At 62.7% G+C, this 22,441-nt stretch carries 20 protein-coding genes; 19 read left to right on the plus strand and 1 reads right to left on the minus strand.

All coding sequences use genetic code 11. The features are described from left to right. The first annotated feature begins 19 nt into the window (after nucleotides 1-19). Nucleotides 20-871, plus strand: coding sequence for a cyclase family protein (locus tag ABIB36_RS18630; RefSeq protein ID WP_354562444.1), 852 nt, complete (start codon nucleotides 20-22; stop codon nucleotides 869-871). On the opposite strand, the gene ABIB36_RS18635 is transcribed toward ABIB36_RS18630, so the two are convergent. Continuing rightward, nucleotides 787-2,622, minus strand: coding sequence for a diguanylate cyclase domain-containing protein (locus tag ABIB36_RS18635; RefSeq protein ID WP_354562442.1), 1,836 nt, complete (start codon nucleotides 2,620-2,622; stop codon nucleotides 787-789). The two genes, ABIB36_RS18630 and ABIB36_RS18635, sit on opposite strands and share 85 nt — an antisense overlap. Nucleotides 2,623-3,033: 411 nt before the next feature. Between ABIB36_RS18635 and fmt the strand changes: the two genes are divergently transcribed. The 18 genes from fmt (at nucleotide 3,034) to ppc (ending at nucleotide 22,248) form a co-directional block, all read left to right on the plus strand. Continuing rightward, nucleotides 3,034-3,957: a methionyl-tRNA formyltransferase gene (fmt, locus tag ABIB36_RS18640; RefSeq protein ID WP_354562440.1), complete on the plus strand. Its 924-nt coding sequence runs from the start codon at nucleotides 3,034-3,036 to the stop codon at nucleotides 3,955-3,957. Then, nucleotides 3,954-5,489 carry an RsmB/NOP family class I SAM-dependent RNA methyltransferase gene (locus ABIB36_RS18645; protein ID WP_084348819.1) on the plus strand — a complete coding sequence of 512 codons (1,536 nt, stop codon included), beginning with the start codon at nucleotides 3,954-3,956 and terminating at the stop codon, nucleotides 5,487-5,489. The genes fmt and ABIB36_RS18645 overlap by 4 nt, the downstream gene beginning before the upstream one ends. A gap of 65 nt (nucleotides 5,490-5,554) precedes the next feature. Continuing rightward, nucleotides 5,555-5,938: an MmcQ/YjbR family DNA-binding protein gene (locus tag ABIB36_RS18650; protein WP_084348820.1), complete on the plus strand. Its 384-nt coding sequence runs from the start codon at nucleotides 5,555-5,557 to the stop codon at nucleotides 5,936-5,938. Between the two features lie 10 nt (nucleotides 5,939-5,948). After that, a complete protein-coding gene (rpe, locus tag ABIB36_RS18655; RefSeq protein ID WP_084348821.1) occupies nucleotides 5,949-6,629 on the plus strand; it encodes a ribulose-phosphate 3-epimerase in 681 nt (226 codons plus the stop codon). Further along, nucleotides 6,626-7,669, plus strand: coding sequence for a bifunctional diaminohydroxyphosphoribosylaminopyrimidine deaminase/5-amino-6-(5-phosphoribosylamino)uracil reductase RibD (gene ribD, locus ABIB36_RS18660; RefSeq protein WP_502944945.1), 1,044 nt, complete (start codon nucleotides 6,626-6,628; stop codon nucleotides 7,667-7,669). Before rpe ends, ribD begins: the two co-directional genes overlap by 4 nt. Nucleotides 7,670-7,742: 73 nt before the next feature. Next, nucleotides 7,743-8,354, plus strand: coding sequence for a riboflavin synthase (locus tag ABIB36_RS18665; protein WP_084348822.1), 612 nt, complete (start codon nucleotides 7,743-7,745; stop codon nucleotides 8,352-8,354). Nucleotides 8,355-8,424: 70 nt separating this feature from the next. Then, nucleotides 8,425-9,678: a bifunctional 3,4-dihydroxy-2-butanone-4-phosphate synthase/GTP cyclohydrolase II gene (locus ABIB36_RS18670; RefSeq protein ID WP_084348997.1), complete on the plus strand. Its 1,254-nt coding sequence runs from the start codon at nucleotides 8,425-8,427 to the stop codon at nucleotides 9,676-9,678. After that, nucleotides 9,675-10,172 carry a 6,7-dimethyl-8-ribityllumazine synthase gene (gene ribH, locus ABIB36_RS18675; RefSeq protein ID WP_084348823.1) on the plus strand — a complete coding sequence of 166 codons (498 nt, stop codon included), beginning with the start codon at nucleotides 9,675-9,677 and terminating at the stop codon, nucleotides 10,170-10,172. Before ABIB36_RS18670 ends, ribH begins: the two co-directional genes overlap by 4 nt. After that, nucleotides 10,169-10,636: a PH domain-containing protein gene (locus ABIB36_RS18680; RefSeq protein ID WP_084348998.1), complete on the plus strand. Its 468-nt coding sequence runs from the start codon at nucleotides 10,169-10,171 to the stop codon at nucleotides 10,634-10,636. The genes ribH and ABIB36_RS18680 overlap by 4 nt, the downstream gene beginning before the upstream one ends. Nucleotides 10,637-10,687: 51 nt before the next feature. Further along, nucleotides 10,688-12,796, plus strand: coding sequence for an excinuclease ABC subunit UvrC (gene uvrC, locus ABIB36_RS18685; protein ID WP_084348824.1), 2,109 nt, complete (start codon nucleotides 10,688-10,690; stop codon nucleotides 12,794-12,796). Then, nucleotides 12,747-13,730, plus strand: coding sequence for an RNase adapter RapZ (rapZ, locus tag ABIB36_RS18690; RefSeq protein ID WP_502944948.1), 984 nt, complete (start codon nucleotides 12,747-12,749; stop codon nucleotides 13,728-13,730). Before uvrC ends, rapZ begins: the two co-directional genes overlap by 50 nt. Next, nucleotides 13,727-14,752, plus strand: a complete 1,026-nt coding sequence (locus ABIB36_RS18695; protein ID WP_084348826.1) for a gluconeogenesis factor YvcK family protein — start codon at nucleotides 13,727-13,729, stop codon at nucleotides 14,750-14,752. Before rapZ ends, ABIB36_RS18695 begins: the two co-directional genes overlap by 4 nt. Continuing rightward, nucleotides 14,743-15,726, plus strand: a complete 984-nt coding sequence (gene whiA, locus ABIB36_RS18700) for a DNA-binding protein WhiA (RefSeq protein WP_084348827.1) — start codon at nucleotides 14,743-14,745, stop codon at nucleotides 15,724-15,726. The genes ABIB36_RS18695 and whiA overlap by 10 nt, the downstream gene beginning before the upstream one ends. A 189-nt stretch (nucleotides 15,727-15,915) precedes the next feature. After that, on the plus strand, nucleotides 15,916-16,935 hold the full coding sequence (gene gap, locus ABIB36_RS18705) for a type I glyceraldehyde-3-phosphate dehydrogenase (protein WP_084348828.1): 1,020 nt from the start codon (nucleotides 15,916-15,918) through the stop codon (nucleotides 16,933-16,935). A gap of 5 nt (nucleotides 16,936-16,940) precedes the next feature. Then, nucleotides 16,941-18,152, plus strand: coding sequence for a phosphoglycerate kinase (locus ABIB36_RS18710; RefSeq protein ID WP_354562429.1), 1,212 nt, complete (start codon nucleotides 16,941-16,943; stop codon nucleotides 18,150-18,152). A 3-nt stretch (nucleotides 18,153-18,155) separates the two neighbouring features. Next, the gene (tpiA, locus tag ABIB36_RS18715) at nucleotides 18,156-18,941 is read left to right on the plus strand and encodes a triose-phosphate isomerase (RefSeq protein WP_084348830.1); all 786 of its coding nucleotides are present in this window, start codon (nucleotides 18,156-18,158) and stop codon (nucleotides 18,939-18,941) included. Nucleotides 18,942-19,121: 180 nt separating this feature from the next. Then, a complete protein-coding gene (gene secG, locus ABIB36_RS18720) occupies nucleotides 19,122-19,355 on the plus strand; it encodes a preprotein translocase subunit SecG (RefSeq protein WP_084348831.1) in 234 nt (77 codons plus the stop codon). Nucleotides 19,356-19,425: 70 nt separating this feature from the next. Continuing rightward, nucleotides 19,426-22,248, plus strand: coding sequence for a phosphoenolpyruvate carboxylase (ppc, locus tag ABIB36_RS18725; protein WP_084348832.1), 2,823 nt, complete (start codon nucleotides 19,426-19,428; stop codon nucleotides 22,246-22,248). The last annotated feature ends 193 nt before the right edge of the window (nucleotides 22,249-22,441 follow it).

The following is a 22,441-nucleotide window of genomic DNA, read 5'->3' on the forward strand; positions in this document are numbered from 1 at the left end:
AGAAGCGAAGGTTCATTCGATGAAAAGACGACAGCTGATTCGACGCGTGGCAACAGGTTTGGCAGTAGTTGCGGGAGCACGTTTGGCGGGGCCCACGCTTGCGCAAGCGGCGCCGGGAACGGGGTCGGCGGATTTTCCTGGGATCGGGATCCCGCTGGATCGCCTGCTGAAGATCGTGTCGCTTTCCCACATCAACGACCCGGCCACGACACCGATCTTCCCGGGCGATCCAGAGTTCGTTCTGGAGACTGCCGCGACCGTAGCCGAGGACGGTTTCTACATCCAGAATGTCAGAGAAGGTGAGCACACGGGTTCACATTGGGGCGCACCGGCGCACTTCCAAGAGGGCGGGCTCACTGCCGACCAACTCGCCCCGGAAGATCTGTTCCTGCCTGCAGTGAAGATCGATATTCGTGAGAAATCGGCCGCGAACGCAGATTACGCGGTCACGGTCACGGACCTGCAGGAATGGGAGACGGTCAATGGCCGCATCCCGTCGGGCGCAGCAGTCCTGTTGTGGACGGGATGGGATGAGCGGTGGGGCTCGGCTACGTACGCCAACGCCGATGCGCAGGGCGTGAGCCATCAACCCGGTTTCTCTGCGGACGCGGCACAATGGCTCATCGATACGGGCCGACTGGCTGATCGAGGAGCGTTGGGAACCGACACGTTCGGTCCCGATCTCGGCAACGACGAGACCTATCCGGTGTCGGTCAAACTGTACGACCGGCGCAGAATCAGTTTGGAAAATCTCACCAACCTGGGTTCGTTGCCGACCACCGGGGCCTATGTTTTGGTCGGGGGTCCGATCAACCGAGCCGGGTCGGGTTCACCCGCAACGATATTCGGACTGATCCCCAGGGTTTCCTGATCACCTGAACCGATCGGAGTCCGCTGGATGTCAGGGCTGCGGTGATTCGGCCACCAGTCGAACGCCGCAGCAATGTCGTTCAGGTTGTAGACCATCCGCAGTGCGCCGTCGCAATCGTAGGTGAAGACCCCTGCCTTGCCACTCTTTTTCGCCTCGTACATGGCCCGATCCGCACTGCGAACTACGGCATCGGCCGTCACGTCGCCGTCGAAAACTGTCAATTCGACCACTCCCACGCTTGCGCCGATCGACACCTTGTAGCCCTCGACTTCTTGCGGCTCACGAAGTGCGTCGACAATCTTTTTCGCGGCCCGGCAACCGGCGTCGATACCCGCGGGGATGAGTACGGTGAATTCGTCGCCGCCGAATCGGGCGACGACGCCACCGTGTTCACCGCCTTCGACAGTGTCCGCCAACCGTTTCGAGAGAAGCTCGAGCAAACGGTCGCCGGCACCGTGGCCAAGGCGATCGTTGACGGCCTTGAAGTTGTCCAGGTCGATCAAGAGCAATACACCGAGCCGTCCGCTCGCGTTGTGAAGGTCGATCGCTGCGCTCAGGTGCTCGTCGAATGCGGATCGGTTGAGCAGGCCGGTCAACCCGTCGTGATGTGCTCGATAGCTGAGCTCGGCTTGCGCTTCGGACAGGCGTCGGAGGAGTGCGTCGTTTTGCAGCAATGTCATTACCTGACGGGCCAGTGAGAGCACCACCACGGCAAAGAACAGTGCGAGCACCACGGTGTCGACGGAACCGTGGGCCGCCCATTGCACCCCGAGGAACGTGCCGATCAGCACTACCAATGCGTAGGGCAGCAACAGTTGCGTTCGATCACTGGCCAACGAAACGAGCGACGACGGGGGGTAAACCGGCGACAGCCGGGGCGATGCGGACCGAGTGCTCTGTCCACCGTTCGAATGTTCGATCCGAACGACACCGTCGGGGGGTCTGCCGTTCGGTACGGATGCGGCGAGAGCAACCAGAACGGGTCCCGCGATGAAGCCCGCGTCGGCGACCAATGGCATTTCTTCGGCGCCGACGGCGACGAGATAGGCGTACAGACTGTCCGAGATGGCCACACACACGAGTCCGGCGCCGAGCAGAGACAGTTGTGCGCGGTAGCGGCGGGGAATGTCGGATAGCACGGCGAGCAGACTGACCATGACGACGAGTACGAGGTCGGTGATCGGGTACATCAATGCGACGAGGAATCGCAGGGAATTCGTTTCCTCGGATCGTACGACGTGTCCCAACGCGGTGGACCACGACAGGACGAACAGTGAGCCGACGATCACCATACCGTCGAGAACCGAGGTGATCCAAGCATGAGTTGAGCCGACCCCGGTGCGGCGCGGTGACTTTCCGACGACCGCGAGCAGTGCTGAGACGGAGAAAATCGGAAGTAGAAAGAATCCGATGTCTGCATAGGACGGCGACGGCAATGCGGTGTGAAAAACGGAACGGTACAGGGCCCACGTCAGCATCCCGGCCGACCAGCAGGCCATACCCGCAGCCATCAGAACCCGCCACCTTCGCTCGGCTCCGGTGCGATGTCTGGCCGTGTACCAACAGATTGAAGCTGCTGCGGCTCCGCAGATCAGCTGCGCGAGGTCGTCCAGGACGACGGAGAGCTCTTTCGGCAGAATTCCGGACGAGACGATGGCGACTAGGACGGCAACGACACCGAGGTAGGCCGCTGTTCGTCGGAGTACCGAGTATTCGGACTCGGCCGAGGCCGAGGGGCTGGTGATGGCCAAGCTCCCTCCTCTCGTACGCGCCAATTTATCGGCCGAGGCGGTGATGCGCATCGGCTGGGTGCTTTTCGTGTGTTGATCTTGTCGGCTGGTTCGAATATGCCAGGGCCGACTGGGCTTGTTGCCCGCGTTTCGGTTCGTCGGGTTCCTCGGTCCGGCGCGCTGCCACTGCGCGCGAGACCTGCGCGACATCGAGATGGTCGAGTCGACGCTCGCTTGCCCGACCAGGCTAGCGGGTGATCGCGGTCGAGAGGTCTGCTCGGACCGAATAGTGCCGAGTAGGGGCAGTACCGCGCGGCTACGATGCACGACCTACCGGCGTAGGAGCGGCGGTTTGTCGGGAAGCGAGCAGATGGTCCCTAGAATAGGGAGTTCGTCGTAAGAGTCGTATTGCCTATTCGTGGGAGCCCACTGGTGCGTGTTGTGTTTGCAGGGACGCCTGAACCGGCGGTTCCTTCGCTGGAACGTCTGATAGCTTCGGACAAGCACGAGGTGATAGCGGTAGTCACCCGACCCGATGCAGCGGCGGGCCGTGGACGCAAACAGGTTCGCTCGCCGATCGGTGTGCTGGCCGACTCACACGGCATCCCAGTGCTGACGCCTGCGAGCCCCTCCGATCCTGAATTTCTCGACGCATTGGCGGCATTGGAGCCCGACGTCTGCCCCGTCGTGGCCTACGGCGCCTTACTACCTCGGCCGGTGTTGAACATTCCCCGGTTCGGTTGGATCAACCTTCACTTCTCACTGTTACCTGCCTGGCGTGGCGCCGCACCCGTGCAGGCGGCTATCGCTGCCGGTGACGACGTGACAGGTGCATCGACCTTCCTGCTCGAGGAAGGCATGGACACGGGGCCGATACTCGGTGTCGTAACCGAAGTCGTTCGGCCCTCGGATACTGCTGGCGACCTGCTCTCCAGGCTGGCTATCAGCGGCGCCGAGTTGTTGGAAGCCACCTTGGATGCCATCGACGCGGGGGAGGCTTCCGCGCTGCCACAAAGCGTGGAGGGCGTCTCGTACGCCAAGAAGGTGACCGTCGATGCTGCGCGCATCGACTGGACGCGTTCGGCAGCAGCAGTCGACCGCCAGATTCGTGCAGTCACGCCCAACCCCGGCGCGTGGACGACGGTTGGCGATATTCGTATGAAGGTCCTCCCGGTGACCGTATCGACCGAGAGAATAGAACCCGGGCACATCGTGGTACGAAAGGACGGTGTGTACGTAGGTACGGCAAGCACAGCCGTCGTCCTCGGTGACATAGTGCCGCAGGGTAAGAAGCCGATGAAGGCACTCGACTGGGCTCGTGGAGCCCGGCTTACGGAAACGGCAGTGGCGCAATGAGTTCGGAAGACAAGTCCAGTCGCGGCAACGCGGGAGGCGGCCGAAACGAACACGGTGGCCGCCCAGGAAAGCGTCGGCCGACATCTACGGAGTCGTCCGGCACCAAAGGTGCGTCCCGACGCCCGCAGGGGACATCGCGCGGAACGGGCACCAACCGGCCGCCGCGAGGTAATGGCCCGGCCGCTGCCGGTGCGGTCGACGCTGCCCGTCTGGCAGCTCGCGACGTTCTCAAAGCTGTTCGGGTGCGCGATGCTTATGCCAACTTGGTGCTGCCCGGACTGTTACGCGAGCGCAAACTCGATACTCGAGACGCAGCCCTGGCAACCGAACTCGCCTACGGAGCATCCCGTGCTCGCGGGCTGCTCGACGCCGTCATCGAGAGTGGCTCGGGCCGGTCCATCGCCGATATCGACGGTGGATTGCTCGACATTCTGCGGCTCGGGGCGTATCAACTACTTCGCACCAGAGTTGCGCCGCACGCTGCAGTAGCAACGTCCGTCGATTTCGCCCGAGCGGAGTTCGGCAGCGGCCAAGCCGGCTTCGTCAACGCTGTGCTGCGACGAGTCTCGGAGAAGACCGAGGCGCAATGGGTGGAGGAGCTCGGTCCATCCGCAGAACAGGATCCTGTCGGACACTTGGCATTCGAATATGCACATCCCAAGTGGATCGCCCAGGCGTTCGCTGATGCGCTCGGAGCCGACGCCGGTGAACTCGCGGACGTTCTGGCCGCCGACGACGCGCGTCCTGCCGTGCATCTCGTCGCGCGTCCGGGTGAAATCTCGGCGGAGGAGCTCGCTCTCGTCACCGGTGGCGAAGAAGGTCCGTATTCGCCGTACGCGGTGCACCTCGACGGAGGGGATCCAGGCAAGCTCGACGCAGTTCGCGAGGGTCTGGCAGGAGTCCAGGACGAAGGTAGTCAGCTTGTTGCCAGGGCGCTGACGCTAGCGCCGCTCGAAGGTCCGGACGGCGGTCGATGGCTCGACCTGTGCGCTGGGCCGGGAGGCAAGGCCGCGCTGCTCGGTGCGCTCGCCGAAATCGACGGTGCACGGGTCGACGCAGTGGAACCGACTCCTCATCGCGCCGAACTGGTCCGAAAGACCACCGCATCACTCCCGGTCACCGTCCACGTCGTCGACGGCCGAGACTCCGGCCTCGACCCCGGATTCGATCGTGTTCTCGTCGACGCCCCCTGCACCGGACTCGGCGCGCTGCGTCGCCGTCCGGAAGCACGGTGGCGTCGCTCACCCAAGGACGTTGCGGCCCTGGTCACTCTGCAGAGGGAGCTTCTCGCATCGGCGATCTCACTCGTGCGGCCGGGCGGCGTCGTCGTCTACTCCACGTGTTCGCCGCATCTGTCGGAAACGACCGCTGTCGTCGCCGATGCCGTGCGACGCCATGGCGTCGAGCAACTGGACACGCGGGAGTTGCTTCCGGATGTTCCTCTGATCGGCGACGGTCCCTCGGTGCAGCTATGGCCACACCGGCACGGTACCGACGCGATGTTCATGGCTGCGTTGCGCAAACCTCTCTGACTCCACGGACTTCGGTACGCATTCGTCCAAGCGCCGCTGCGATCAGCGGAGGAGACTTACGAACCATGAGCATCGGTACTGGTGGTGGTAGCGCCGAAGACGGCGCTACCACGTGGACGAGCGTCGTCGAATTCGCGGAGACGCTGCCGAAAGTGGCGCTGTCGACGTCGTACGGAACTCCCGCTTTGAAGGTTGCTGGAAAGCTGTTCGCCAGGCTGCGCACCGAGGCGGAAGGTGGGCTGCTTCTGGTGTGCCGCCTGGACGAGAAACAAGCGCTTCTCTCTGGCGGGAGTCCGGCCTTCTACACGACCCCGCACTATGACGGGTACGGCTACATCATCGTCGATCTCGATCTTCTCGACCGTGACGAACTGCGGGAGATGATCGTCGCCGCGTGGCGCGACAAGGCAACCCCGACTGCGAGAAAGCAGTACGACGGTACCGACTAGGATCAGTGGTGTGTCAGCTCCGATGATCGCACCGTCCATCCTTTCCGCCGACTTCGCCCGTTTGGGTGAAGAAGCCGATGCAGTCGAGGGCTCCGACTGGTTGCACGTCGATGTCATGGACGCCCATTTCGTACCCAATCTGACCTTGGGGCTACCGGTGGTTCAGTCGTTGTCGAAGGCCACCGACATTCCGTTGGACTGCCACCTGATGATCGAGGATCCGGCTCGCTGGGCGCCGTCGTACGCGGAGGCGGGCGCCTTCAACGTCACGTTTCACGCCGAGGCAACCGACGATCCGATCGCGGTCGCCAAAGACATTCGTGCGGCGGGTGGGAAAGCCGGCCTCGCCGTCAAGCCCGGCACCCCCATCGAGCCGTACCTCGAGATCCTTCGTTCGTTCGACACCCTTCTCGTCATGAGCGTGGAGCCTGGATTCGGCGGGCAGTCGTTCATGCCCGAGGTGCTGAGCAAGGCTGCGATCGTTCGCTCGCTCGTCGATTCGGGAGAGCTGAAGCTGATCGTGGAAATTGACGGAGGCATCAACGTCGACACGATCGAACAGGCCGCGGCGGCCGGGATCGACTGCTTCGTGGCAGGTTCGGCAGTCTACGGCACTTCCGATCCAGCAGGCGCGGTCCGAGGTCTACGCGCGCAAGCAGCCCGGGCCTCGAAGCACCTGTTGCACGGATGAGTGTCGCCCGGATGGCTGGTGGCGGTTACACCTCCATCGACGAGGCGATGCGGATGGCCGTCGACGAAGCCGACGCAGCCAGAGGCCGAACGAGCCCCAATCCACCCGTGGGTGCGATCATTCTCGACGTCGACGGCGTAGTCGTCGGCGTGGGGTCGACCCAACCTCCGGGTGGTCCACATGCCGAGGTCGTGGCGTTGCGGGAAGCAGGCGAGAAGGCGCGCGGGGGCACTGCGGTGGTCACCCTGGAGCCGTGCAATCACACTGGCAGAACTGGTCCGTGCTCGCGGGCACTCATCGAAGCCGGCGTCGCCAAAGTGGTGTTCGCCGTTACCGATCCCACTCCGTTGGCACAGGGCGGCGCCCAGACTTTGATCGAAGCAGGCGTGCTCGTAGAGTCCGGAACAGGCGCCGAGACCGTGGCCAAAGGGCCACTGCGTGCGTGGTTGCACAAGCAGCGGACCGGCCGTCCACACGTGACCCTGAAGTACGCCGCAAGTCTGGACGGCCGAAGTGCTGCGGCCGACGGCTCCAGTCAGTGGATCACGGGTCCTGCGGCGCGTGCCCACGTCCACGCGCAACGATCCACACTCGACGCCATCGTCGTCGGTACCGGCACGGTAGCGGCCGATGATCCGAGACTGACCGCTCGGTTGCCCGACGGCACCGACTCGCCGCATCAGCCCACACGAGTCGTCGTGGGACTTCGGGAGACAGCCCCGACTGCGCAAGTCCGAAGCTCCGAAGCTCCGACGTTGTTCGTGCGGAGCCGCGAGCCGGCCGAGGTGATGCACGCGCTGGCCGAGCACACCGATGTACTGATCGAAGGTGGACCGACACTGGCCGGCGCGTTTCTGGCCGCGGGGCTGGTCGACAGAATCGTGGCGTATATCGCTCCTCTCGTGCTGGGATCCGGCCCGGCGGCAGTGGAGAATGCAGGTGTCGGAACAATCACCGACGCCTTGAGGTTTTCTATCGAGAGTGTGCAGCCGATCGGAGCCGACATCTTTCTCAGCGCCGTTCCGAACCGAAACGCCTGAACCGCACGTACACGCAGCATCCGCCGTAGTAGCGGAACGACAAAAAGATCGACCGGACAGGAGTGAGTACGAAGTGTTCACCGGAATCGTCGAGGAACTCGGCGAGATCATCGGCAGGGAAGACCTGGTCGACGCGGCCCGCTTCACCGTCAAGGGGCCGATCGTGACCTCGGACGCAGGTCACGGCGACTCCATCGCAGTGAACGGGGTGTGCCTGACCGTCGTGGACGTGCTGGCAGAAGGCGCATTCACCGCTGATGTCATGCAGGAGACGCTCGACAGGTCTTCGTTGCAGCGGCTCGAGGTAGGCAGCCGAGTCAACTTGGAACGTGCCATGGCGATGGGCAAGCGCCTCGGCGGGCACCTGGTGCAGGGCCACGTCGACGGGACCGGATCCGTCGTTCATCGTTCACCGTCGGAGAACTGGACCGTGGTGCGCGTATCGATGCCCACATCGGTCGCTCGATACGTCGTGGAAAAGGGCTCGATCACAGTCGACGGAGTGTCGTTGACCGTGTCGGCGCTCGGCAAGGACGAAGGTGGCGAGCACTGGTTCGAGATCTCGTTGATCCCGACCACACTCGACATGACGACGTTGGGAAGTGCCGAGGTCGGTGCGCCCGTCAACCTCGAAGTGGACGTCATCGCCAAGTATGTGGAGCGCCTGCAGACCGTAGGCGCCTAGAAAGTACGCTCGAAGGTGCACCCGCACCCTCGGATGCATGGTGGGGTATGACAAGTATGGAGCGCAGGACGTGACAAGGTTCGACAGTATCGAGCGTGCGGTCGCTGACATCGCCGCGGGCAAAGCAGTTGTGGTAGTCGATGACGAGGATCGCGAGAACGAAGGCGATCTCATCTTCGCCGCCGAGAAGGCGACGCCCGAACTCGTCGCGTTCATGGTGCGGTACACCTCCGGATATCTGTGTGTGCCGCTCGCCGGTGAGGACTGTGATCGACTCGGGCTGCCGCCGATGTTCGCCACCAACCAGGACAAACACGGCACTGCATACACGGTGACAGTCGATGCGCGCGAGGGCATCGGCACCGGCATTTCCGCATCCGATCGTGCAGCGACCATGCGGTTGTTGGCAGACCCGGATACAGGTGCCAACGACTTCACACGCCCTGGTCACGTGGTACCACTCCGTGCGAAAGAAGGCGGCGTTCTGCGTCGCCCCGGCCACACCGAAGCCGCCGTCGACCTCGCACGCATGGCCGATCTGCGACCGGCGGGCGTCATCTGCGAAATAGTCAGCCAGAAGGACGAGGGCGCGATGGCCCAAACCGACGAACTGCGGGTTTTTGCAGACGAACACAACCTGGCTCTGATCTCTATTGCCGACCTCATCGCGTGGCGTCGTAAGCACGAGAAGCATGTGGTCCGCGTGGCCGATGCACGCATTCCGACCAGGCACGGGACATTCCGTGCCGTCGGCTACCAAAGCGTGTACGACGAGGTGGAGCACGTTGCGCTCGTCATGGGCGATATCGCAGGCCCGGACGGCGATGGAAGCGACGTTCTCGTTCGCGTCCACTCGGAGTGCCTCACCGGCGATGTATTCGGATCGCTCCGATGCGATTGTGGACCCCAGCTCGATGCTGCGATGGACATGATTGCCGCAGAGGGTCGGGGCGTTGTGCTCTACATGCGCGGTCACGAGGGTCGCGGCATCGGTTTGCTGCACAAGCTGCAGGCCTACCAGCTCCAGGACGCAGGTTCGGACACCGTCGACGCAAACCTGCAGTTGGGGCTTCCAGCAGATTCCAGGGACTACGGGATCGGTGCCCAAATTCTGGTGGACCTCGGAATCTCGTCCATGCGGTTGCTCACCAACAATCCGGCGAAGCGAGTCGGGTTGGACGGGTACGGACTCCACGTGACAGAGCGGGTTCCGATGCCGCTCCGCGCGAATGCCGAGAATCTGACGTACCTTCGCACCAAACGAGACCGCATGGGACACGACCTGGTCGGTTTGGACGAGTACGAAGCAGGGACCAACCGATGAGCGGCGGCGGCGAACCCGAACTGCAGCTGTCCGGTGCAGAGGACCTGAAGCTGGCTATCGTTGCGGGCCAGTGGCACAGGACGATTTCCGAGGCGCTGCTGGCTGGTGCCAAGCGGAAGGCCGAAGAGGTCGGTATCACCGACGTCACCGTGGTGCGTGTCGCCGGTGCGATCGAACTGCCGGTAGTTGCCCAGGCTCTGGCCAAGTCGCATGACGCAGTGGTCGCACTCGGGGTGGTCATCCGTGGCGGTACTCCGCATTTCGAGTACGTCTGCGACGCTGTCACCGCCGGTCTGACCAGGGTTTCGCTCGACGAGAGCACACCCGTCACCAACGGAGTGCTCACCACGAACGACGAAGCACAGGCACTCGATCGGGCCGGTCTCCCGGAATCGAAAGAGGACAAGGGTGCGCAAGCGGTAGCAGCTGCTGTCGACACCGCGCTGACACTCAAGCACCTACGTCAGCCGTGGACCGACGAGGCGTTCCGATGACCGACGACGCTCGTTGGGAACTCGAGGTGCGTTCGATCAAGTCCGCCCGGTTCGCGATAGCAGCGGCGGTCGTGCTGCTGGTGTCGCACACCACCGTGGCGATTCTTCTGCGCGTGTCCCCAACCGGGGTCTACTTTCGCACTGCCGATCAGCTTGCACTCGCCGGAATCGGTGTCCTGCTAGCCGGGATCGCACTGTTGCTGACACGACCGCGCGTGCGGGTCGGTAGAGAAGGCGTCGCCGTTCGCAACATTTTGTCCGAGCGCTTGATCGAATGGGATCTGGTGCGCGGCCTGTCGTTTCCCGACGGTGCGATGTGGGCTCGAGTGGACATCCCCGACGACGAGTTCATCCCGGTGATGGCAATTCAGTCCAACGACCGAGGCCACGCCGTCGACGCGGTGCGGGCGTTCCGTTCGCTCGAAGCAAAGTACACGGGCGCCGACAGGGTGACGGAAGAGTGAGCGAGCAGCGCTGGGCCTGGTTCGTCGGTAGCTGCGACTAGCCTGGGATACGTGTCCGATCCAGCTACGTACCGCCCTGCAACCGGGACTGTTCCGGTCGAGCCCGGTGTGTACAAATTTCGCGATCCGCATGGACGCGTCATCTATGTCGGAAAAGCAAAAAGCCTCCGCAGTCGCCTGAACTCGTATTTCGCCGACGTCGCCTCTCTTCATCCCCGCACCCGACAGATGGTGACCACCGCGGCCTCGGTCGAGTGGACCGTCGTGACGACCGAGGTCGAGGCGCTCCAGCTCGAATACAACTGGATCAAAGAATTCGATCCTCGGTTCAATGTTCGCTATCGCGACGACAAGAGCTATCCGATGCTCGCGGTCACGATGAACGAAGAGTATCCACGCCTGTTCGTCTACCGGGGTCCACGGCGCAAGGGCGTGCGGTATTTCGGTCCGTACGCCCATGCTTGGGCCATCCGGGAAACCCTCGATCTGCTGTTGCGGGTATTTCCAGCACGTACCTGTTCGGCCGGAGTGTTCAAGAGGCACAAGCAGATCGGTCGACCTTGCCTACTCGGGTACATCGACAAGTGTTCTGCGCCGTGCGTAGGTCGTGTATCGGCGGACGAGCATCGCACGATCGTCGAAGACTTCTGCGACTTTCTCTCCGGTAAGACCGACAGACTGGTTCGTCAGATCGAGAAGCAGATGCAGACGGCGTCCGATGATCTGGACTTCGAAACCGCTGCACGACTGCGCGACGACGTCGGCGCACTGCGTCGCGCGCTCGAGAAGCAGGCGGTGGTGCTCGGTGACGGCACCGATGCCGATCTCGTCGCTTTCGCCACCGATGCACTCGAGGCCGCGGTGCAGGTATTTCACGTTCGCGGCGGACGTGTGCGAGGCCAGCGCGGCTGGGTCGTCGAGAAGGCAGGCGAGGTGATCGAGCAGCAGGCCGCCGATCAATCCGACCTACCAGCATTGGTCGAGCAATTTCTCACCCAGTTCTACGGTGAGCAAGCAGCGCTGTCGTCACACGTGCCGGGCAACCGAGACAGCCAGAACGACGACGGCAGTGCCAACGCGGTTCCGCGTGAGGTTCTCGTGCCGGTGTTACCCGCCAACGCAGCCGAAGTGCAGCTGTGGCTCAGTTCACTTCGCGGATCCAATGTGACGCTCCGAGTACCGCAACGTGGGGACAAGAAGGCCCTCGCCGAGACGGTGGAGCGCAACGCAAAGGAAGCGCTGCAGCAACACAAACTCAAGCGTGCAGGCGATTTCACCTCGCGATCCGCCGCCTTGCAAGGAATTCAGGAGGCCCTGGATCTGGATTCGGCGCCGCTTCGTATCGAGTGCATCGATATCTCCCACGTGCAAGGGACCGATGTCGTCGCGTCGTTGGTGGTGTTCGAGGACGGGCTTCCCCGCAAGAGCGACTATCGGCACTATTCCATCAAGGAAGCGGCCGGAGATGGGCATTCCGACGACGTGGCGAGTATTGCGGAGGTGACGCGCCGTAGGTTCCTGCGTCACAGCTCCGATGCGAGCGGAGCTGGTTCAGGTGGAGATCTCGCGCCCGAGGCGGCGCTCGACCCGCAGACCGGACGGCCCCGGCGATTCGCGTACCCTCCCAATCTTTTCGTGGTCGACGGCGGTGCACCTCAGGTCGCTGCAGCGGCCGAGGTTCTCGATGAGCTCGGAATCACCGATGTGGCCGTCGTCGGCTTGGCGAAACGACTCGAAGAAGTGTGGGTGCCGGGTGAGGCGGACCCGGTGATCCTGCCGCGTACCAGCGAATCTCTGTATCTGCTGCAACGTGTGCGAGACGAGGCGCACCGTTTTGCGATCACGTTCCACCGCAGTAAGCGATCCAGACGCATGACCGCATCGGCTCTCGACTCGGTCAAAGGACTGGGGGAGAGTCGGCGAAACGCACTCGTGGGGCACTTCGGTTCGGTCGCGAAACTCAAAGAAGCGACCGTTGCCGACATCATCGAGGTGCCCGGTATCGGTGAGATGACGGCCAAAGCTGTGCTCACGGCACTCAGCGGCGAAACGGCTTCCAGCGCGCCCGGCGTCGAGGTGGGGGATGATGTCCCCGGTGGCGACACGTTCGATGGGGGCGAACGCAGTCGTCAGGAAGCAACTTCGACAGGGCAGGCATGACGTGAGCGAACCCAATATCCAGCATGCCACCGACCAGCCGGACAGGCTGGTCGGTCGAGGTGACGGCATCGAAGTGGCGCTGGTCACCGGGTTGTCCGGCGCAGGGCTTCGGACTGCCGCAAAAGTTCTCGAAGATCTCGGTTGGTACGTCGCCGACAATCTTCCACCCGAGCTGATATCGCAGATGGTCGATCTCGGTCTCGAGTCGGAACCGCGGATCGATCGTCTTGCGTTGGTGATGGATGTTCGAAGTCGATTGTTCACGGGGGACCTCGACTGGGTGGTGCGAGAACTCGATACCAAGGGCGTCCGCAATCGTGTGCTGTTCCTCGACGCTACCGATGCCGCCCTGATCCAACGATTCGAATCGAATCGTCGGAGTCATCCGCTGCAGAACGACGGTCAGGACGGCACCCTCACCGAGGGCATCGCGGCGGAGCGGATTCGGTTGGCGCAGGTGAAAGCTGCCGCCGACGTCACCATCGACACCACTTCACTGTCGGTGCATCAACTGCGGCGAAAGATCGAGACGGCCTTCAGCGGTGTCGACGCAGATCTGATCGGTGTGACCGTGCAGTCGTTCGGGTTCAAATACGGACTACCCATGGACGCTGATGTGGTCTGCGACGTACGGTTCCTCCCCAATCCGCATTGGATTCCAGAGCTACGCGAGCACACAGGTCGTAACCCCGCAGTGAGCGAGTACGTCCTGAGTCAGGAAGGCGCTCAGGACTATCTGCAGACGTTCCATCACCTGTTGCTGCTGACGGTCAACGGCTATCGGCGAGAGGGTAAGCAGTACATGACGGTCGCGGTCGGTTGCACGGGCGGCAAACATCGAAGCGTGGCGATGTCGGAGGCTTTGGCGATACTTCTGGGTCGGCACGATGATCTGTCGGTGCGGGTTCAGCATCGCGATGCGGGTCGCGAATGAGTGCGAAAGACGGCGGCGGTGTCGGGTCTTCGCTGAAGATCGTGGCTCTCGGTGGGGGACATGGCCTGTACGCGACGCTCAGTGCCGCACGCAGACTGGCGTCGGATGTGACCGCGGTGGTCACCGTGGCCGATGACGGCGGATCCTCCGGTCGACTTCGCGCCGAACTCGGCGTACTGCCGCCAGGGGATCTACGCATGGCGCTCACTGCTCTGGCTGCCGAGGATCCGCGAACTCAGCGATGGGCGGAGGTTCTCCAACACAGGTTCGGTGGTTCCGGCGCGCTGGCGGGACACTCGGTCGGGAACTTGATCCTCGCCGGGCTCACCGAAGTTATCGGTGATCCGGTGTCGGCATTGGAAGAGATCGGATCGCTGCTCGGCATCGAGGGACAAGTAGTGCCGATGGCACTGGTGCCGCTCGACATCGAAGCCGACGTGTCAGGTCTCGAAGACGACCCGCGTGTGAGCAGAGTCATTCGTGGTCAGGTCGCTGTCGCCACCACACCAGGCAAAGTGAGAAGGGTGCGGCTGACGCCACCCGGTCCGCCGGCGACGCCCGAGGCGATAGCGGCAATCGAGGCGGCCGACCTTGTCGTACTCGGGCCGGGATCGTGGTTCTCGAGTGTCATTCCCCATGTCTTGGTTCCGGATCTGCTGACGGCGCTCGAGACGACAGCAGCGCAAAAGGTTCTGATTCTGAACCTGGCACCGGAGCTCGGGGAGACCACAGGATTCTCTGCCGAGCGTCATCTGCACGTACTCTCCCAACACGCACCTGATTTCTCCGTGGACTACGTCGTGGTGGATTCGGCCTTCGTCCCGGACGGCGCGGAACGCGACCACGTAGCTCGAGCTGCCGCAAGGCTCGGGGCCGACGTCGTGTACGTAGACGTCGCCGAATCAGGAACTCACGCGCATCATTTCGGCAAGTTGGCTGCTGCCCTCGGTAACATCGTCTCGTCGCGGGACGAGGCACCGGTGGGTTCCGCACGCAGAGAGGGGAACACTTCGTGGCCATGACAGCGGAGGTGAAGGACGAGCTCAGCAGGCTCGCGATTACCCAGGTGAGCTGCAGGCGAGCCGAAGTATCGGCCCTGCTGCGATTCGCCGGTGGGCTTCACATCGTTGCAGGAAGAGTCGTCGTGGAAGCGGAGGTCGATCTCGGATCGATCGCTCGGCGTCTGCGACGCGAAATTTTCGAACTCTACGGCTACTCGTCCGACGTCCACGTCCTGAGTGCCGGCGGGTTGCGTAAGACCTCGCGCTACGTCGTCCGGGTTGCCAAGGACGGAGAGGCGTTGGCCAGACAAACTGGACTGCTCGATATGCGGGGCCGTCCCGTCCGAGGTCTCCCAGCACAGGTCGTCGGCGGAACGATCGGCGATGCCGAAGCTGCGTGGCGGGGTGCGTTCCTCGCCCATGGATCACTCACCGAGCCGGGCCGCTCATCGGCGCTCGAGATCAGTTGCCCAGGACCCGAAGCGGCGTTGGCCTTGGTCGGCGCTGCCAGACGACTCGGTGTCGCAGCAAAAGCACGCGAAGTTCGCGGTACCGACCGGGTCGTCGTTCGTGACGGTGAAGCGATCGGCGCACTCTTGACCCGAATGGGCGCTCAGGACACCCGGTTGGTGTGGGAAGAGCGTCGGATGCGCAGGGAAGTGCGGGCCACCGCAAACCGCCTCGCGAACTTCGACGACGCCAACCTCCGGAGGTCGGCTCGAGCTGCCGTCGCAGCTGCGGCGCGGGTGGAGCGAGCCTTGAACATTCTCGGGGACGAGGTGCCGGACCATCTGGCAGACGCAGGTGCTCTCCGCGTACAGCATCGCCAGGCGTCGCTGGAAGAACTCGGTCAGCTCGCCGATCCGCCGATGACGAAGGACGCCGTCGCCGGACGAATCCGTCGACTGTTGTCGATGGCGGACCGTAAAGCCAAGGACACCGGCATTCCGGACACCGAGTCAGCCGTCACAGCGGAATTACTCGACGAGGCCTGAACGGTTCGGTGCTGGGTGTCGCGCGCGCAAGCGGTGCCCGCACACTAGGGTGGAATCTGCGCGTGCGGAAGTTCGCATGCGCAGACCACGAAGAACCGGTGCAACAGCACCGGTTCGAAGACATCGTTCGACAACATCGTTCGACAACATCGGTGCAACGACATCGATTCAACAACTTAGGAGCGAACAGTGACGATCCGGGTAGGCGTTAACGGTTTCGGCCGTATCGGACGTAACTTCTTCAGGGCGGTAGATGCGCAGAAGGCTTTGGGCACAACCGATATCGAGATCGTCGCCGTCAATGACCTCACGGACAATGCGAGCCTCGCTCACCTCCTGAAGTACGACTCCATCCTTGGGCGCCTGCCCCACGAGGTGAGCCTCGAGGGTGACGACACGATCGTTGTCGGGAACCAGAAGATCAAGGTTCTGTCGCTTCGCGAGGGACCTTCGGCGCTCCCATGGGGCGATCTGGGTGTCGACGTGGTCGTGGAGTCCACCGGTATCTTCACCGACGCTGCCAAGGCAAAGGGACACCTCGACGCCGGCGCGAAGAAGGTCATCATCTCCGCTCCCGCCAAGGGTGAGGACATCACGATCGTCATGGGCGTCAACGACGACAAGTACGACGGCAGCCAGAACATCATCTCCAACGCGTCGTGCACCACCAACTGCCTCGGCCCCATCGCGAAGGTCCTCGACGACAACTTCGGCATCGTCAAGGGCCTCATGACGACCATCCACGCGTACACACAGGATCAGAACCTGCAGGACGGTCCGCATTCGGACCTCCGTCGTGCACGCGCAGCCGCGCTGAACGTCGTTCCGACCGGTACCGGCGCAGCGAAGGCTATCGGCCTGGTTCTCCCGCAGCTGCTCGGCAAGCTCGACGGCTACGCACTTCGCGTTCCGATCCCAACCGGCTCGGTCACCGACCTCACCGCTCACCTCGCCAAGAAGGCGAGCGTCGAGGAGATCAACGAGGCTATGCGTGTTGCAGCAGAGGGACCGCTCAAGGGCATCCTCAAGTACAACACCGACCCGATCGTCTCCTCGGACATCGTCACCGACCCGCACTCGAGCGTCTTCGACGCCCCGCTGACGAAGGTCATCGACGACCAGGTCAAGATCGTTTCCTGGTACGACAACGAGTGGGGTTACTCCAACCGTCTCGTCGACCTCATCGGTCTCGTCGGAAAGTCTCTCTGATCAACATGGCCGTCAAGACACTGCAGGATCTGCTATCGGCCGGCGTGTCCGGCCGCGCAGTGCTCGTGCGCGCCGACTTCAACGTTCCGATCGAGAACGGTGTCATCACCGATCCCGGTCGGATCGTTGCGTCGCTGCCCACGCTGAAAGCGCTGCTCGACGCCGACGCGAAGCTGATCATCACAGCTCACCTCGGCCGACCCGACGGCAAACCGGACGCGAAGTACTCGCTGGCTCCGGTCGCGGCGAAACTGGGTGAGCTGCTCGGGCGCCATGTTCAACTCGCGGGCGACGTCGTCGGCCAGGATGCACAGGCACGTGCCGAGGGTTTGACGGACGGCGATGTACTCCTGCTGGAGAACATTCGCTTCGACCCGCGTGAAACCAGCAAGGACGACGCCGAGCGCGCGAGCTTGGCTGCCGAACTGGTTGCCTTGACCGATGGCGAGGGCGCTTTCGTATCCGACGGGTTCGGGGTGGTTCATCGCAAGCAGGCTTCGGTTTTCGATGTTGCCGCACTCCTGCCGTCTTATGCGGGCAATCTGGTGGCCACCGAGGTCGAGGTCTTGAAGACACTGACCGAGACCCCGAAACGCCCGTACGCAGTGGTCCTGGGTGGTTCGAAGGTGACGGACAAGCTCGCGGTGATCGAGGCACTTGCACCGAAGGTCGACACTCTGGTGATCGGCGGCGGCATGTGTTTCACATTCCTCGCTGCTCAGGGTGTTTCGGTAGGCACCTCGCTTCTGCAGGAGGATATGATCGAGACCTGCAAGGACCTGCTCGAGCGATTCGGAGACGTCATCCATCTTCCCAAGGATGTCGTCGTCGCCGATTCGTTCTCTGCTTCTGCCGAATCGAAGATCGTTCAGTCCTACGAGATTCCGGACGGCTGGATGGGGCTCGATATCGGACCTGAGTCGGTGGAACGCTTCGGAGCGGTCCTACGCGCGGCCAAGACAGTGTTCTGGAACGGTCCGATGGGCGTGTTCGAATTCGAGAAGTTCGCAGCCGGGACCAAGGGCTTGGCCGAGGCAATCGGATCGGCTACTGCCAACGGTGCATTCAGCGTCGTCGGCGGTGGTGATTCCGCTGCAGCCGTTCGTGCCCTCGGGTTGCCGGACGATGGTTTTTCGCACATCTCGACCGGGGGTGGAGCGTCCCTGGAGTACCTCGAGGGTAAGCACCTTCCCGGACTCGCAGCGTTGGAGGTCTGACTCGTGTCACGCAAGCCGCTTATCGCAGGCAACTGGAAAATGAATCTGAACCACCTCGAAGCGATTTCGCTGGTGCAGAAGATCGCGTTCTCGCTGCCGGCAAAGTACTTCGACAAGGTCGATGTGACGGTCATCCCGCCGTTCACCGACATCCGGAGCGTGCAGACCCTCATCGAGGGTGACAAACTCCTTCTCACCTTCGGTGCGCAGGACGTGTCGGCACACGACTCGGGCGCATACACAGGCGAAATCAGCGGCTCGATGCTGGCGAAGCTGGGTGTCACCTTCGTGGTCGTCGGCCACTCCGAGCGTCGCACGCTACACAGCGAGGACGACGCGACAGTGTTGGCCAAGACCAAGGCTGCTCTGAAGAACGGGCTCACCCCGATCGTCTGCATCGGAGAGGGCTTGAACATCAGGGAGGCCGGTGAGCACGTGTCGTACAACGTCAAGCAACTGCGCGGCTCGCTGAATGGACTGTCGGCCGAGGAAATCTCGAAGGTGGTCATCGCCTACGAGCCGGTCTGGGCCATTGGTACAGGTCGAGTGGCCAGCGCGTCCGATGCTCAGGAAGTGTGCGGCGCGATCCGTGAGGAACTGAAGACCCTGGCTTCCGACGAAGTTGCCGCTGTGGTTCGAGTTCTCTACGGAGGGTCGGTCAACGCCAAGAACGTCGGCGAGATCGTCGGACAGGCCGACGTCGATGGGGCACTCGTCGGTGGGGCCTCACTCAAGGCGGACGAATTTGCCACACTGTCGGCCATCGCCGCCGGTGGGCCGCTTCCCTGATCCGGAGTTTTTGCATCGCGCCTCGGTTTACACGCACGAGAGTACGAAGGGTCGTCGGGCAGTTGACGCGATCGTGACAGATTCGAACAGTTCGGACACCGTGCTCTTCGGGCACGGTGTCCGAACCTGTTCGTAAGGCAGGTAAGCTGCCAAAGGCATCCAATCGATTTTGAGGTGGACATGGATCTGTTTCTGGATATCCTGCTGGTTATCACCAGTCTGGCGCTGATTTTGTTGATCCTGCTGCATCGCGGTAAGGGCGGCGGTCTGTCCAGTCTGTTCGGTGGCGGCGTCCAGTCGAGCTTGTCCAGCTCGACTGTGGTCGAGAAGAACCTCGATCGTTTGACGATTTTCACCGGAGTGGTGTGGCTCATCGCGATTCTCGGAATCGGTCTGGAGATCAAGTACTCCTGACATTCGGCTGACCGCGGTATCGATCCGGTCTTGGGCTGCACACGCGGCTCGACTCGGCGATACTGGGGGAATGAGCGAATCCTCCTTCGAGTCGGTCGGTTCACCCGCCTTCGTCACACCGACCACTCAGGGCCGTGAGTTGACCGAGCCCCTCCGCGAGGACATCCGCTATCTCGGTGGAATCCTCGGCGACATCATTCGCGAACACGAAGGTTCTGACGTGTTCGATCTCGTCGAACGAGCGCGACTCGAATCTTTCGCTGTTCGCCGATCCGAGGTGGAGCGCGAAGATTCTGCCGGCTTCTATGCCGATGCCGATGTGGCCCAAGCGATTCCATTGATTCGAGCGTTCAGTCACTTCTCGCTCCTTGCCAATCTTGCGGAAGACCTACACCGCGAGCGACGTCGCGCCATCCACGTCGACAGAAACGATCCGCCGCAGGCCAGCAGTCTCGATGCAACGTGGCTCGCACTCGACGCAGCGGGCCTCACACAGTCGCGGGTGACTGCGGCGTTGGCGGACGCATTGGTCTCGCCGGTGATCACAGCGCATCCCACCGAGACCCGTCGACGTACCGTATTCGACGTCCAGGCGAAAATCACCGACCTCATGCGTCGACGCCAGGTCGTCTCGACTGCCAAGGTCTCGAGTTCCGCGCAGGAATTGACTTCCATCGACACCCAGATCCGACGTCAAGTGCTGACACTGTGGGAAACAGCTCTGATTCGTTTGTCGCGCTTGCGTATTCAAGACGAGATCGAGGTCGGTCTTCGCTATTTCGAATCCTCGTTGTTCGATGTCATCCCCGCACTGAACGCCGATGTGCGAAGCGCACTGCGGCTTCGGTGGCCGGACAGCAATCTGCTGGCACGACCCATCCTGCGTCCCGGTTCGTGGATCGGTGGAGATCGCGACGGAAATCCGAACGTCACCGCAGAGGTGGTACATACCGCCACGCACCAAGCCGGGTACGTCGCGTTTGCGTACTACTTGGACGAATTGGTCTCCCTCGAGAAGGAACTGTCGATGTCTGCCAGGCTGGTGGCCGTCACCGAGGACCTGCTTACCCTCGCTTCCACCTCCGGTGAATCGGATGATCGTCGGTCCGATGAGCCGTATCGAGTGGCCATTGCCGGTATTCGTGCACGACTGTCGGCCACGGCGGCTGCGGTCCTCGACTCGGTACCGGTCTCGGCGCTCGACCGTGGGGCCGCGCCGTACTCTCGGCCACAGGATGTTCTCGACGATTTGGACACGGTCGATCGTGCTTTGCGTGCAGACGGAGACGCACTGATCGCCGATGATCGTCTTCAGAAGTTGCGCCAGTCCGTCGAGACTTTCGGCTTTCATCTGCAAGCGTTGGACATGCGACAGAATTCCGAGACGCACGAAGTTGTGGTCGCCGAGCTGCTCGCGTGGGCCGGCGTCCACCAGGACTACCTGTCACTCGCCGAGGCGGACCGGGTGGCAGTCCTCTCTCGTGAACTGATGACCCGGCGCCCATTGATCGGTCCGACCGCCGAGCTCAGCGAGCTCGCGACGAAGGAACTGGGCATCGTTCGAGCTGCCAAGGAAGCGATCGATCATCTGGGTCCCGACACGATCCAGAACTACATCATCAGCATGTGCGAGTCCGTCAGTGACATGCTCGAGGCGGCCTTGTTGCTCAAAGAGGCGGGCATCTTCGACCCCGGAGTCGACGGGTCGGCACCGACGTCGTCCGTGGGCGTAGTGCCGTTGTTCGAGACAATCGAGGACCTGCAACAGGGCGCGGCAACGCTGATCGCCACTCTCGAAGTTCCCGTGTACCGAGCGTTGATCGCTGGTCGCGGCATGAACCAGGAAGTGATGCTGGGTTACTCGGACTCCAACAAGGACGGCGGATATCTGGCCGCCAACTGGGCGCTGTATCGAGCTGAACTCGATCTACTCGAGGCCTCGCGCAAGACCGGGATCAGGTTGCGGCTCTTCCACGGCCGGGGAGGCACTATCGGTCGCGGTGGTGGCCCGAGCTACGACGCGATACTGGCGCAGCCGCCAGGGGTCGTCCAGGGCTCACTTCGACTGACCGAGCAGGGCGAGATCATCGCCGCCAAGTATGCCGAGCCTTCCAGGGCTCGACGGAACCTGGAGTCGCTGGTAGCAGGAACGCTCGAGTCGACGTTATTGGATGTCGAAGGCCTGGGCGAGGATGCGGAGCCTGCATACGCAGTACTCGACGATCTAGCCCAGCGAGCTCGTGCGGCATACGGCCGACTGGTCCATGACGAGCCTGGGTTCGTCGAGTACTTTTCGATGGCGACGCCGGTAGCAGAGGTCGGTGAATTGAACATCGGAAGCCGTCCCGCCTCGCGGAAGCCGACCAATTCGGTGAGCGACCTTCGCGCGATCCCGTGGGTCATGTCGTGGAGTCAGTGTCGAGTCATGCTTCCGGGCTGGTACGGAACAGGAACTGCGATAGAAGAGTGGGTCGGCGGGGACGAGGACAAATTTGCCTCTCTCACCGATCTGTATCGGACATGGCCGTTCTTCCAGACCGTGTTGTCCAACCTTGCCCAGGTGATGGCCAAGTCCGACTTGGGTATTGCCGCGCGCTACGCAGAGCTCGTCCCCGACCGTGAGTTACGCGGACGGATCTTCGGCATGATCGAGACCGAGCATGCGAAGACGGTGCGCATGTATCTGCGGATCACCGGCCACACCCGACTGCTCGAGGACAACCCGGCATTGGAGCGCTCGGTTCACAACAGGTTCCCGTACCTCGAACCGCTGAACCAGATGCAGGTGGAAATGCTGCGCAGGTTCCGCGCAGGCGACACGGATGAACGCGTCAAACGCGGAATCCTGTTGACGATGAACGGTCTCGCCACCGCACTTCGCAACAGCGGCTGAGGTTTCGTTCGCCCGGGGTCCCGATCGGTCCCGGGCGGCGAGCGGTTCGGCACGATCGAACGAATAGGGGCGTCGGTGGAACCGGTCCCGTTGTCGGCGCGTCATAAGAGGTAGGGGGACGGGACCGCGGACCAAGGAGGCAGAAATGTCACAATGCAGAGAAAGCATCGAATCATGGCGCGACGGAAGGGCT

The organism is Rhodococcus sp. UYP9 (assembly GCF_040547235.1).
GTDB lineage: Bacteria > Actinomycetota > Actinomycetes > Mycobacteriales > Mycobacteriaceae > Rhodococcoides.

What these genes read in the sequence shown, in the direction of transcription:
- ABIB36_RS18630 (WP_354562444.1), top strand. Translation starts at nt 20, where the DNA reads ATGAAAAGACGACAGCTGATTCGACGCGTGGCAACAGGTTTGGCAGTA.
- ABIB36_RS18645 (WP_084348819.1), top strand. Translation starts at nt 3,954, where the DNA reads ATGAGTTCGGAAGACAAGTCCAGTCGCGGCAACGCGGGAGGCGGCCGA.
- ABIB36_RS18650 (WP_084348820.1), top strand. Translation starts at nt 5,555, where the DNA reads ATGAGCATCGGTACTGGTGGTGGTAGCGCCGAAGACGGCGCTACCACG.
- ribD (WP_502944945.1), top strand. Translation starts at nt 6,626, where the DNA reads ATGAGTGTCGCCCGGATGGCTGGTGGCGGTTACACCTCCATCGACGAG.
- ribH (WP_084348823.1), top strand. Translation starts at nt 9,675, where the DNA reads ATGAGCGGCGGCGGCGAACCCGAACTGCAGCTGTCCGGTGCAGAGGAC.
- ABIB36_RS18680 (WP_084348998.1), top strand. Translation starts at nt 10,169, where the DNA reads ATGACCGACGACGCTCGTTGGGAACTCGAGGTGCGTTCGATCAAGTCC.
- rapZ (WP_502944948.1), top strand. Translation starts at nt 12,747, where the DNA reads ATGGGGGCGAACGCAGTCGTCAGGAAGCAACTTCGACAGGGCAGGCAT.
- ABIB36_RS18695 (WP_084348826.1), top strand. Translation starts at nt 13,727, where the DNA reads ATGAGTGCGAAAGACGGCGGCGGTGTCGGGTCTTCGCTGAAGATCGTG.
- ABIB36_RS18710 (WP_354562429.1), top strand. Translation starts at nt 16,941, where the DNA reads ATGGCCGTCAAGACACTGCAGGATCTGCTATCGGCCGGCGTGTCCGGC.
- secG (WP_084348831.1), top strand. Translation starts at nt 19,122, where the DNA reads ATGGATCTGTTTCTGGATATCCTGCTGGTTATCACCAGTCTGGCGCTG.
- ppc (WP_084348832.1), top strand. Translation starts at nt 19,426, where the DNA reads ATGAGCGAATCCTCCTTCGAGTCGGTCGGTTCACCCGCCTTCGTCACA.